Below are 13,510 nucleotides of genomic sequence, written 5' to 3' on the forward strand. Positions count from 1 at the left end.
CCCAAAATTTCTTTTAATTACAATTATTAAAGACAAAAGATCTAGCTACACAACTAGCTCTTCAATACATTCAAACCAGAACCCCACTCTTCTGGTACAACTTTGCAACAATCGGAACCTGTTCAAAAAAAAGTCAAAAATATTTGAAATTTAGATATTTCATCAGTATATTGCGCCTCCTCATATTGGCAGGGATAGCTGGTAGTAACTATTTACGTCGGCTTTACCTGTAATCCCAAATTATTTTCTCGGAGCATCTATAGTGTTCAAAAACTACACCTTAACTAGTGTATTGTTGGCTTGTTCCTTCAATATCCAAGCAGATTCACCAAAGTTTTCAACAGAACAACTGGCAGCAACTAAGACCGGATACCACTCTGAACAACATGTTACTTTTTCTCCAGCTCAATTTGATGAAAGAGCTAAGATCTTTGACATCAATTCGGCAGCAAGTGGGACTAACCTACATATTGGATTCACAAACTCCCACTTCGGTCTGTTCGCAATGAACTCACCCACCAATTTGACACAATATACGGAATACTCCTTAAGAGAATTAGGGATTTACACCCAACAAAATGATGCAACTATTCTTACGGCTTATATCAATCGAGACGATAGCCTTTTAACCTTAATTGTTCGCGAACGTAAGTACTCGAACCAAAGTTATATCTCTCAAACCAACGCCTATTTTTTCACGATCAATGACGACTCAGAGATTTCTCAAGTTGCTATTGCCGAAAACATTACACAGTCAAGCTATTATTCCAATAAATACGTTGTATCTCATGATAGAAACTTGTTAGCAATAGATAATTCTAGAGGCACACTAACAGTACTTCAGTTCAACCCTACAAACTATACTTTCACAACAGTTAATAGCGCCAGTTCTACGGGCAATTACAGCGAACATGTTCTGTTCAGCGCAGATAATAATCACATCATTAAAACGTTTAATACTTACCAAGGCAGTACTCCATGTATTCGCTCTTATGCATTGAATGATAACGGCGACATTACTGAAACAGACTCAGTGACTTGCCCAAGTCAATACAGCTTCAATATAAGTTCAGCATTGATTGATCGTAGCAATGGCCGATTACTTATCACGGGTTCAAGTCAACTCGGAATTTTCGCTATCGGAGCTGACGGTTCACTCTCACAAATTGTATTTGATACGAGACAAAACGTAATTCCGAATGTAAACTCTGTATCACCTATAGCTTTTGATAATTCAGTATTTACGACCACTAATTACTCGAATCAATTTTCACACTACACCGTAAACTCACAAGGTGAATTTACGTTTATCAGAAACGTGAACCCAAGAAGTGAATTCAATTTTGATGGATATGCCGACCGCATAGGCTACTTAGGTAATGGTGTATTTTACAGCTCAAATAATCAATTCGATTACGGCTTTTATCGACTTGATAATGCGCATGCAATTACCGATAAATTCACCACGTCAATTGAAGAGGAATTTTTTGGTAATAGTTACAATAGTGGTGGATTATTTATCCCACTTAGCAGCGAGCTTTTTATTAAGTCCCGAAATAACAGCTTATACCTCGTTGATGCTACGGAAAGTAAGAAATTTACCGTAGCCAACGAGTTAAATAACGAGTATATCCACAACTATCAATCGATGTATTTCAAGCTAAATGACACGACTTATCTACTACTCAGTAATAGCAGCTATCTAACTTTTCAAGTCAATATCGAGAATAAATCACTGTATTTACTAAATGCAGGAAACCTGGTCGATGGCGACAACAACTCAATTTATCTAAATAATGGTTATTATGACGCAATCACTGCCGCGTTGTTCGACAGCAACAAAATCATTGCGCAGTCTAACAATGATCGACTTGCAATATTTGAACTCAATGAAAGCCAGCAACTCATTTTTAAAGAATTTTATGTCGATTACGTAAATGGCATGGAGGGCATTAACGGTACTAACTTTATCTACGCAAAAAATAATAATATTGCCTTAATCGACATTAACACACCGGAAATTTATACGTTTACTTACAGCGACTCAGGGTTACAAGCTAAGGAGCATTTCGAAAACGAACCTTTAAGCGGTAGTAGCATATTAGTAAACAATGAACACTTGATCATTTCGAATGATTATGTCGCTCATACGTATCACTTTTCCGAAAGTGGAGAGTTCGAATGGTTAAGCACATCGGCCGTTCCTCGAGTACTTTCAAGAACCTACAGTGCCTTTCTGGATGAAAATCATATTGTACAAGTATATGATCGAAGTTTGAATATACTGCTAATGGACAGCGTTACAGGTGAAATTAAGTTAAAACAAAGCATTGATCTGGAAGAACTAAATGCTGCAGTTAGTCTGAATTATGGTAACCGTATTCATTACGACAACCAAGGATTATGGTTATCCAACGCCTACTCTGATTCGATAACCCGCCTTGATTTTAATCGCGCTCCTTATTTCCATGATACAAAAGAGCTAGTGATCGATATTAACGAGGGTGTAAGTCGCACTTACGAACTAACAGATTGGTTGTTCGATTATGATGAACATTCCATGACATTTGGATCAGAAAACTTACTTGCTTCCATGAACCTGGAGTCAACAACGGGAAATTTGAGTTATTCAGGTGAAGAGTCGTTATCTGACGAAATCAAAATCGAAGCAACCGACGAACTGGGTGCAAAGACAAACTTTACTTTCGATGTGCAATTTAACAGTGCACCGTTTCTCATCAATGAAAATGCAATTACCGGAATCACACAAAATGAAAATGTTGCCTATGACTTGCTTCCTTTATTTTCTGACGCCGAAGGCGATTATATCTTCGTAACCTCAAATAACTCTAATGGCATGAGAGTAACAAGTGGTGGCGTATTAACAGGTCAATTCACAAGATCGGGTTTACAAACCGTTGAGTTCGAAATTTCCGACTCACGCGGCGCCAAAAGAACTGTAACGGTTACTTTTGATATTACAGCAGCACCGGGTAAAAGTGGAGGAACGCTTATTTACTTGTTATTCTTATTGCCGTTACTTAGACTCAGGCAAAAATGAGTCACTAATAGCTCCGGTAGGAGCACTTATTTCCCTACTTATAAAAAACACCCGAACAATATTCGGGTGTTTTATAGATTAAAAAGTCACCTTTTTATTTAAATTTTCAAAGTGATATAACCCGTAGAGCTATAAGTCTCGTTATAACACGTAGTGGTCGCCGTAAAAGGAACACTGTATGTGCCATTACTTGACGCGGTTAAACTGAACGTTGCCGATCCGTTTCCTCCGTCAGCAATGTTTCCAATCGAAGCACTTGATGTACCCGAAATTCCACTGACGGATCCTCGTGTAATTGAAACACTGCAAGTATCTACACCGCCGTTGTTATTCACTGTAACATTGACAGCGATGGGCGAAAATGGCGAACCAAAGTAGGTTTTTGAAGGTATTTGCAGAGAAGGCGGTGTCGTTGCACTGAAGTTCTCTTCCGTTGCCAAAGCAAATGATTCACTGCTGGTTCCGTCAAAACTGCTACTCCAAGCATAAACTTTGATCACCGCATCAATGGTTTCAGGTGCCGCAACTTGATGCACATTATCGTTTCCATCGAAGTCGTAATCTTTCAGCGAGTTATTACCTTCTTGGTACAAACGTAAGTTTAAATCACTTAAGTTGTAAGCATCGCCTGTTGGACCCGATGCAAAGTTTGCGCGACGTTGCCATACCAGTGTCGCTTTTTCATTGGTATACATTTTTCCTTTAAACAACTTGTAATCATTAGCGACATTATTATTGTTTTTAGGAATCACCGAACTCACAAAATAATCGCCTCGATTGAAATGCGACTCCCACATATCGATGTAGCCCCAGCCATAACTTTTATCCCAATGAGATCCAGAAACCGCACCATCATCGCCGGTTCCACTGGTATCGTTACTGGTCCACGCATCCGCAGTGTTGATAAGGACGGCCTTTTGCGCCATCGGCGTATGATTACCACCGTCTTCTAACAGTATCACCGCGCCGGCAACATGTGGAGCAGCCATACTAGTGCCCGATTTTGAAATAAAGTCGGCTTCAGTTGACCAGTCGCTGTTGGTGGACATTATGTTCGATCCAGGCGCAGCGATGTCGGGCTTTTTACGGTTGCTTAGCGTGGGCCCTACACTTGAGCTACTGCGACGAACATCGTCGGAACGTGTGCTGGTATTTTTATCATCCATGTTCGCAACCGCCATTAAATTGTAGGCCGGTGCCGGATGTGTGATTGTCGGATCGGTATCACTCCAACCAGAGTTACCTGTCGATTTCGTCACCATAACATTATAATTTTGAACAAAGGCATCATAAAACGCATCGGTCGCGGAATAATCGGTATCATCGGCTCTTCCGTAACCCAAACTGTGATTCACAACTTCTGGCCCTTGGCAGCTACCGGTTATCATCCATTGCATATTGGACATTGTGGTGGATTGCCCTCCAGAGTTTGCCCAAATCACGGAGTCGGTACCGTAAGCTGTGCCTTTATAAGTATTGTCGTTGCTGATGACGATGCCTGCCACGTGTGTTCCATGGTCACCGGTAACTGAAGAGCCTGATTTACTGCAAAAATTAATATTTCCACTGGTAAACGCTGGATGGTTTTCTCTTACGCCAGAATCCACAACACCAAAGTCATAAGGATAACCATCAAAATTGTCATTATGCCAAGTATTGTAACGGGCCGAAGGCATGCTCACATCCAACTCGTAATCCACGGGTTGATCGATCACAATACTTTTAACCCCCGGATAATCCGACAGTTGATGCAACAAGCTAGCATCAATGCGAGCACTGACCGCGTGACTTAATGCGATTTTGTGATTCACTTTTCCACCTAGTGAATCCACCACTTTTGCCATCTCATCCAACTTGCTTACCGCAACAGTTTCCACAATACGCGCTTTTTCTTTTCTTTGTTTATCTAAAAGACTGTCTAGCTCTAATTTAATACCACGTGTAATTGCTTTATCTTTCGCTGACATTTGCGCCGCTTTCGAACGCATAAACGCTTGCTCTTCCTTTTCAGAAAGAGAATGAGCAGGACGATATTTTTTATCCACCAATCGCAAACGCTCCGACAAATCTTTTAATCGCATTTTGTAATCTTGATCAATTTGTTCGAGCTTTTTACCGATTTCTTCTCCTTGAAAGAAAATAATCACATCCAATTGCTTCTCAGTTTTTGCTTTTGCAAGTAAGTCCGCACCGATTTTATTATTGATATTTTTATTTAAAGCTTCATTAAGAATATAGCTTTCACCATCTTCTCCACGATGAATGTTACTTCCTTTTGCGGCGCTTAGTGTCATTGTAGTAAGAACACAAGCAGCAACCGTTGTCATCCTGAAAAGTGTTTTCATATTATAACTCCATGAGCGATGGGCTATTTGCCCAAGTTGAAAATGCAAATGGAATTATAAAGAAATGGCAACCTCGACAATTCCATTTGCTCGATATACCAAACAACTTCGCTACTCAGCAGTTTGCCTCCCCTTGTTTGGCGAGCGCATCATGACATTATCATCGAGTGAGCCATATACGAATTTGTAAAAGCAGGTTGTAAGCTTTTCGCCATAGTTTATTTTTTTATCGCAAAGATACGATGCGTTTTATTGACTTACGAAATAATTGTGCATATAGAAATATATATTTTATTTTTTTAGTAAGCAGAATAAAAACAGTAAAGATTTAATTTTAAGAATATCTGACAATCTCAAAGTCGCTTTCATATGACGCAACAATCGATTGTTCAACGCTAAGACCATGAGCAACGCGAGCGCGAATGCAATCCTCCGTTCCCATTTCAAACTGCCGACAGGATGAAGAACGATTTGGGTAAATACGGCAACGCACTAGCTCACCGATGTTACCTTCTAATGCAACACAGCGTGGTTGTCGTTTATTGGTTCCTTGCATACACACCCGAAAAGGATTGATCGGCTCAACGTATTCGATTGGAACACCGTCCAAATAATGGGAACTGCATTCACCAGCATAAAAAGAAACACGAAAAAAAGCGCAACATGCGCCACAGGTAGTGCAATCAAAAGTAGGGACAGAAAACATTAAAAGAACACCGCGTACAACGAGAACAAAAAACTTCGCGATTTTGCCTCAATCGATATTTTTACCGCAAACGAAAGCTTTTTATCGAAATGATCAAAGATTTCAATGCTAAGCATGCCAAATCGATTTTTGGCAAACGATGCGTTTAGAAAGGTTGGCCAGATAAAAAAAGGCCCCGCTATTAAACGGGGCAACATTAGGGGTCGAAATATCAGTCAGTTCAACTAGGATGAAAACCAAATATTCAAACCGCGTTGACTGCACCGGTACTCCCTCAGGAATGAGTCCGTGCGACTCATAGAGTCTGCTTGAGTCTCATTCCTAAATGCTACGGTTTGCATCTTAAGCTTTCGGAGTTCACATTATCGACTTCCAAATTAAACATAAAGTGTGGATCTGCTGTTTTGAGAAAGCAGACACACTTTGTTAAAAATCATCGCCCAAATCACCACCATCATCACAACCTCGTACTGAATATAGGCAGCTGCAATATTTTCCAGTACACTGTACGAGTGTAAAAAACAGCGATAACATTCATTGATAAGGATGCATTCCCCCTAAACGATTAATGAGCCAAGAAGTTAACGATTAATGCTGGATACAAATCATACGGTCGAAGTACCAGAAGGGATTGAGATCAAGTTGCCACTTGCAGGGCCAGTTGCCCGTTCGCTTGCGTTTATGCTCGATATGTTGATCCGTATTGGCATCTATCTGGTGGCCGCCATGGTTTTTAGTAGTTTTGGTAGATTCGGAATGGGTCTGTTTTTAATCTTTATTTTTCTACTTGAATGGCTATATCCGGTACTGTTTGAAATATACAACCAAGGGGCTACGCTGGGCAAAAAACTTATGGGGATCGCCGTGGTTAACGACGATGGTACGCCGGTAAGCTGGAGCAGTTCCGTCGTTCGAAATTTACTGCGTGCAGCCGATATGTTCCCTCTACTTTACTTGACTGGCTTGCTCTCTATGATGATCAATCGAGAGTTTAAACGATTAGGTGATTTAGCTGCCGGGACTATCGTGATCCATCGTAAAGCTTTCACACACAGTGGTCACCTTCCAAAGCAAAAACCAATGCACACGCCACTATCTCTCACATTAGATGAACAAAGCGCCATCTTACACTTTGGTGAACGCAGCCACAGTTTGAGCGAAGCTCGACGTTATGAGTTGGCTGATATTTTATCTCCGGTGGCACATGGTCACTCTTCCGAACAACGCTATCAACATATTCTTGCCATCGCTAATTGGTTACGAGGTCGCCGATGAGGCAAGAAGAGTTTGAGCAAAAATACAAATCGCGTTGGCAAGCCTTTGCTGAATTGCTAAGTCGTTACGAGGTGCGGGCAAAGCGTAAAGAGCTAACCAACGATGAGCTTAAAGTATTACCGACAGAATATCGCTCTCTTTGTCACGCACTTGCCATTGCTAAAGAACGACAATACAGCCCAATTTTAATTGAGCATCTGGATAATCTGGTATTACGTGGTCATCAAATTCTTTATTCACGACGAATGCGACTACCACATCGCGTATTACATTTTATCGCGCACGGCTTTCCTTTGCAGATCCAGAAACAACAAGGTCTGTTCTGGATATCGATGTTGATTTTTTATGGCCCAGCTCTATTAATGCTTATCCTCACATTGATGAAGCCAGAGCTGGTGTACAGTCTCGTACCGCCCGATCAAGTGAATCAAATAGAAGCCATGTACGATCCGGAAGCACGAGTGCTTGGTCGTGAGCGGGAGTCTGACACTGACTTTTATATGTTCGGTCATTACATTCGAAATAATATCGGCATTGGCTTTCGCACTTTCGCTACGGGTATTTTGTTTACCATTGGCTCACTGTTTTTTCTCACTTTTAACGGCTTATTTTTCGGCTCCATCAGCGCTCACATTGTCAATGTGAAGTACACTTCCACGTTTTTTCCATTCGTTATTGGGCATGGCTCATTTGAGCTGACAGCAATTGCAATTTCGGGAATGGCGGGAATAAAGTTGGGTTGGTCATTGATAGCTCCGGGTAATTTGTCACGCCTAGACGCGCTTAAATTGGCAACACAAAAAGCCATTTTATTGATGTACGGTGCCACTTTGTTTCTGTTAATTGCGGCTTTTATTGAAGCTTTTTGGTCTTCCAGTACCAACCTGACCAACGCCACCAAATACTGGGTCGGCAGCAGTCTTTGGATCTTGGTTTACGCTTATATGTTATGGCCACGTAAAGAGGTAGCCTAGTGAAGTTAGAAGCCATTACTGCCAAAGTAAGACCACGACTGGGTTGGGAAGCGCTGGACTTGGGATTTCGAATGGTGCATCTGCACTGGAAAGCGCTCTATGGTATTTGGTTTGGTCTGACGCTGCCTTTGTTTCTTGTCGCGGTATTACTCTTTAATGATCACTTATTTTGGGTATTGTTTGTTTTTTGGTGGCTGCGCCCATTATTTGAAAGTGCGTTACTGAACTATTTAAGTCGCGCGTTATTCGGTGAGTACCCCACATTAAAAAGCACTTTAAAAACCTTTCACCGATATGCGTTTATTCAATGGTTTGCAAATATAACGTTTCGTCGGTTCAGCCCAACTCGAGCAATGGATCTGGCCGTTTCACAGCTGGAAGGATTAAAGGGACATCAGCGCTCTCGACGTATTCGAACGCTACATGCATTCAATGCCGGAGCAGCCAGTTGGTTGACAATATTGCTTTTGTTTTTACATTGTCTGTTTTACATCAACCTGGTCTTTCTGATGTTATGGTTAATACCGGATATTTATTTAGACGATCTTGGCAATCGGTTTTGGGACTTTTTTTGGAATGAGCAACAAGGATTTTCCCAGAGTTTACAAGCGTTTCTACTGTTTTTAATTATGAGCTTTTTCAGTCCGTTTTACATTGCCGGTGGTTTCGCAATTTACATCAATCAGCGCACCATACTTGAAGCCTGGGACATCGAGCTTATCTTTAAAAAATTAGCGCTACGCACTCAAGAGAAAAAGCAAAAAACGCGATTGCGTAAACTTGCCACTAAAACCGGTGCAATTGTACTATCCGTTACTCTTGGGCTTACACCACCAGAGCTCTATGCAACAGAGGCGTCATCGCCTGTCGAACAAACGGATGTACCACAAAACTTAACTCATGAAGCATCGAAAAATCAAATAGAGCAAATACTAAATCAACCACCGTTTTACCGCAAAGAACAACACGAAAGAATTGTTTACGACTTCGATTGGGAATGGTCAACTTCGAATAATGACAATGCAAGAAATAGAGAATCCAATGAAGCCTTATTTGGAATCTTTGGTGCCTTTGCAGCACTGGCCGAAGCGGTACTATGGGTTGCAGTCGCAGCACTGGTGATCTGGTTTGTGTACAAAATTATTGGATTGAAGGGCTGGTTACCGGAACGTCGCCGCATGCCGATTAAAAAGCAAGCTCCGGTAGTACTATTTGGACTGGAACTGACACCGGAAACCTTACCGGAAGATCCTGCAACACAAAGCTGGCAACTATGGCAACAAGGACACCACCGTAAGGCCTTGTCGCTATTATTACGGGCAACTTTAGCGCAGTTAATCCAGCAGCATCATTGTGAATTTGAAGATGGCTTTACTGAACTGGAATGCGCTCGCGTTGTACAAGCTAAAGCGCAACGAAAAATCAGCGCTTATTTTGATCAATTGATACGCTACTGGCGATTGTTTGCTTACGGACACCAGTCACTGGAAGAACAATCAGTAAAACAACTTTGCGAACAATGGAGCGAAACATTCCGAATACTGCAAAATTCGGAGACGCACTCATGATTGATTGGCAAAGTCGCGCCGTGCGTCCAGGTTTCGGGTTGTTTGCTGTATTTCTTCTGCTCTTTGGTTTGCTCTACGTGTTTTTGCTTTCCCATGCCAATAAAGAAGTTTATTACCAAGACATCGGAGCCAGTGCAGAGGTTCGTCGCAATCCATTTTTAGCCGCCCAGCTTTTTAAAAATCAACTTGGCAGCAGCGTCGAAATGAAACGCGACTTCAGCTTGCTCGATGAACCGCTTTCACCCAACCACGCCATTGTAATCACCAATAGCCGAAAGCCACTAAATCAACGTCGCGTTGAAACATTGAAGCAGTTCGTTGCCGAAGGTGGGCATTTAATTTTGGCCGCGACAGAGTTGTATGATGATGATCGAGGAGCCAGTGGAGAACCTCTCCTCGATGAGCTCGATGCCCGTTTGTATGAGTACCGGGGCATGATAGGAGCAGAAAATGAAGACGACGATGAGTGGTCGAAACGCTATGATGAAAGTCGCGCTTCACAATTTACTTTTGATGGATTTGAAACACCAACCAAAGTATTTTTTCAAACTGAACGTTATCTGATAGATGGCAGTGGTAAAGCCGTATTTACCGGCGGCACATCCGACAGCCATCATATCATTCAATATGAACTTGGGCATGGAATCATTACGGTTTTGAGCGATGTACAGATCTGGAACAACCGACGTATTGAAAAAGCGGATCACGCAATGTTTTTGCATCAATTAACCGAAAATTACAGCAAGGTATGGATCATCTACAATCCACAAGTAGCCAGTTTAATGTCGCTTATTTGGGAGCACGGCTATTATGTGGTTATTTCAAGTGTGCTATTGCTACTGATGATCGTTTGGTTTCATCAGATAAAAACAGGTCCGGTATTTCCAAGGTTTTCCAACGACAGCCGAAAACTGCTACAGCACATTGCCGCTGCAGCCGAGTTTAAATGGCATCGTTGTGATCCAGACCTACTGTTGCAACAAACGCGCGAAGAACTGTTAAATCGCATAAAAAAGCGTGTGCGCGGATTTCACCATTGGTCACGTAGTCAGCAGCTGGAGCATCTGCATCATCTCACACAAATTACCAAAACACGCCTGTCACGAGCCCTGTTTGACAGCACCAAAGATAACACTCAGTTTGTCGAACAAATGAAAACCTTACAAACCCTCAGCCTTCAATTGTATGGGAAATCCTTATGACCGAGTTTACCCGAGACAACGACAATAGTGCCGGCAGCAATGACGCACCGAGCAACAATGTCGCTAACAATCAAGAAATCGAACATTGCAGTCAATTAATGGACCGGATGCAACAACAAATCAATCGGGTATTAATCGGTCAGCAGGAAGTTTTACAACAGTCGTTAGTGTGTTTGTTAGCGGCCGGACACTTATTGTTGGAAGGTGTGCCCGGAATCGGTAAAACCTTATTGGTACGATCGTTGGCACAATGTTTTAAAGGTAACTTTTCGCGCATTCAATTTACCCCTGACTTAATGCCAAGTGACGTTACCGGCCATGCGATTTATGATCCAAAATCAGAAAAGTTTCGCATTCGTAAAGGCCCAGCATTTACCAATTTATTGTTAGCCGATGAGATCAATCGCGCACCGGCAAAAACTCAGGCGGCGTTGCTGGAAGTGATGCAAGAACAACAGATCACAATTGAAGGAAACTCTTATCATTCCGATGTCCCTTTTATGGTATTGGCAACACAAAATCCGTTAGAACAAGAAGGCACTTATCCACTGCCAGAGGCCGAACTGGATCGTTTTTTAATGAAGGTCTACATGCGTTACCCAGAACAGGCCGATGAAGTGACTCTAGTTAAGAATGTGACGACGGGGCAAGTTTCCAGCTCGAGTTTGTTAGAGCAGTTGAATACCGTAGCTAGTCCGGATGAAATTTTACAGTGCCAACAAGTGACCGCCAATATTCAAGTGGACAACTCTCTGTTTGAATACGCCGTACGTCTGGTAGCTGCCACGCGAGATTGGGCCGGCATACGAATGGGCGCCAGTCCGCGTGCCAGTATTGCATTGATACGCTGCGCTCGAGCATTAGCGTTACTGCGACACCAAAGCTTTGTTACACCCGATGAAATCAAATCAGTCGCTATGCCAGTTCTTCGGCATCGCATTCAGCTTTCAGCCGAAATGGAAATCGAAGGAATCCTTGAAGACGAAGTGATCGATGATATTCTCAATTCTGTGGAAGCTCCGCGCCAATGAGACCATCGCATCGCTTGCTCTACCTGATGATTGCCTGGTTGTTGCTTGCCTGTGTAACTGCAGCGGCAGCGATCATCGAACAGGCTTTTGAAAGCCTACCCAAAGCCAGCGGACATCTGCTGATCGCTTGGCAATGGTCTGGCGCTTTAATGTTGCTCATCACTCTTTTGGATGCGCTTACCTTGTTAAGGACAAAAACAATAAAAGCCGAACGCAAGGTGTCACAAAATATCGCAGTAGGCGCAAACAGTAATGTGCAACTTATCGTCACTAACCCGACACCCAAAGAGCAAACCTTGATTGTCAATGATCATTACCCGCCCCATAGTGAGGCCAGCGATCTACCTCAAACAGTTACCATTCAACCCGGTAACTTCGCAGAAGTGAGTTACCCAATCAAAATGCTGCAACGAGGGGATGCCGCTTTTGGCGCTATTCGTTTGTTGGCTCATTCTCAACTCAAATTATGGCAACGCGTTTTGTTAAGAGGGGAATCTCAACACGTTAAGGTGTACCCCAACTTTGCCGCCATTCATCATTATATTTTGCTGTCTGCGGACCAGCAGACCACACAAATGGGTATTCGCTTATCACAACGTCGAGGTGATGGTCTGGAGTTTCATCAATTACGTGAATACCGTATTGGTGATTCGCTTCGCCAAATTGATTGGCGTGCCACTTCTCGTTTGAGCAAGTTGATCTCAAAGGAATACCAGGAAGAAAAGGATCAAAACATTATCTTCTTGCTCGATTGCGGTCGTCGCATGCGTACACAAGACGATGAGCTGTCGCATTTCGATCACTCATTAAACGCCATGTTGCTACTCGCCTATATCGGATTAAAGCAGGGAGATGCCGTTGGTTTACTCAGTTTTGGCGGCGTGTCTCGTTGGCTGGCACCGCAAAAAGGCACACAGTTTATTAATACCCTGCTGAATCAAGTTTACGATTGTCACCCCACCTTGCACGCGTCCGATTTTATCGAAGCCGCCACTGAGCTGAACAAACGCATTCGAAAGCGCTCATTAATTGTACTGGTCTCTAACCTACGTGACGAAGACAGTACCGAGTTGGAGCCAGCAATACGACTGTTAAACCAACATCATCTGGTATTACTGGCCAATTTACGCGAACAGGCGCTGGACGATGTGCTCCAACAGTCGATCGAAACTTTCGAACAAGCACTTAGCTACGCAGAAACCGTCGACTTTCTTAAAAATCGTCACCGAATAAATCATTTGTGCGCCAATCAAGGTGTAATCGCGTTAGATACTGTACCGAAGCATCTGGCAACGCGTATGGTGAACAGCTATTTTGAGATTAAGCGCAGCGGTCGACTTTGATATCA

General features: G+C 42.6%; 9 protein-coding genes. 7 read left to right on the forward strand and 2 right to left on the reverse strand.

All coding sequences use genetic code 11. The features are described from left to right. Window positions 1-505 precede the first annotated feature (505 nt). A complete protein-coding gene (locus tag ACTUJY_RS02180; protein WP_463614398.1) occupies window positions 506-3,061 on the forward strand; it encodes an Ig-like domain-containing protein in 2,556 nt (851 codons plus the stop codon). 98 nt (window positions 3,062-3,159) lie between these two features. Here the strand turns inward: ACTUJY_RS02180 and ACTUJY_RS02185 are convergent, their stop codons facing one another. Together ACTUJY_RS02185 and ACTUJY_RS02190 are read right to left on the reverse strand one after the other, a co-directional pair. Beyond that, the gene (locus ACTUJY_RS02185; RefSeq protein ID WP_463614399.1) at window positions 3,160-5,406 is read right to left on the reverse strand and encodes a S8 family serine peptidase; all 2,247 of its coding nucleotides are present in this window, start codon (window positions 5,404-5,406) and stop codon (window positions 3,160-3,162) included. 334 nt (window positions 5,407-5,740) lie between these two features. Beyond that, the gene (locus ACTUJY_RS02190) at window positions 5,741-6,112 is read right to left on the reverse strand and encodes a YkgJ family cysteine cluster protein (protein ID WP_463614400.1); all 372 of its coding nucleotides are present in this window, start codon (window positions 6,110-6,112) and stop codon (window positions 5,741-5,743) included. Between the two features lie 591 nt (window positions 6,113-6,703). Here ACTUJY_RS02190 and ACTUJY_RS02195 point away from each other — a divergent pair. From ACTUJY_RS02195 to ACTUJY_RS02220, 6 genes are read left to right on the forward strand one after another with little or no spacing between them, the layout of a single operon-like run. Further along, a complete protein-coding gene (locus tag ACTUJY_RS02195; protein WP_463614401.1) occupies window positions 6,704-7,387 on the forward strand; it encodes an RDD family protein in 684 nt (227 codons plus the stop codon). Next, window positions 7,384-8,361: a stage II sporulation protein M gene (locus ACTUJY_RS02200; protein ID WP_463614402.1), complete on the forward strand. Its 978-nt coding sequence runs from the start codon at window positions 7,384-7,386 to the stop codon at window positions 8,359-8,361. Before ACTUJY_RS02195 ends, ACTUJY_RS02200 begins: the two co-directional genes overlap by 4 nt. Then, window positions 8,361-9,929: a hypothetical protein gene (locus ACTUJY_RS02205; protein ID WP_463614403.1), complete on the forward strand. Its 1,569-nt coding sequence runs from the start codon at window positions 8,361-8,363 to the stop codon at window positions 9,927-9,929. The genes ACTUJY_RS02200 and ACTUJY_RS02205 overlap by 1 nt, the downstream gene beginning before the upstream one ends. Next, on the forward strand, window positions 9,926-11,131 hold the full coding sequence (locus ACTUJY_RS02210) for a DUF4350 domain-containing protein (RefSeq protein ID WP_463614404.1): 1,206 nt from the start codon (window positions 9,926-9,928) through the stop codon (window positions 11,129-11,131). Before ACTUJY_RS02205 ends, ACTUJY_RS02210 begins: the two co-directional genes overlap by 4 nt. Then, window positions 11,128-12,162 carry an AAA family ATPase gene (locus ACTUJY_RS02215; RefSeq protein WP_463614405.1) on the forward strand — a complete coding sequence of 345 codons (1,035 nt, stop codon included), beginning with the start codon at window positions 11,128-11,130 and terminating at the stop codon, window positions 12,160-12,162. The genes ACTUJY_RS02210 and ACTUJY_RS02215 overlap by 4 nt, the downstream gene beginning before the upstream one ends. Further along, window positions 12,159-13,505: a DUF58 domain-containing protein gene (locus ACTUJY_RS02220; protein ID WP_463614406.1), complete on the forward strand. Its 1,347-nt coding sequence runs from the start codon at window positions 12,159-12,161 to the stop codon at window positions 13,503-13,505. Before ACTUJY_RS02215 ends, ACTUJY_RS02220 begins: the two co-directional genes overlap by 4 nt. Window positions 13,506-13,510 lie beyond the last annotated feature (5 nt).

It is taken from the genome of Pleionea sp. WD8-19, assembly GCF_055326765.1.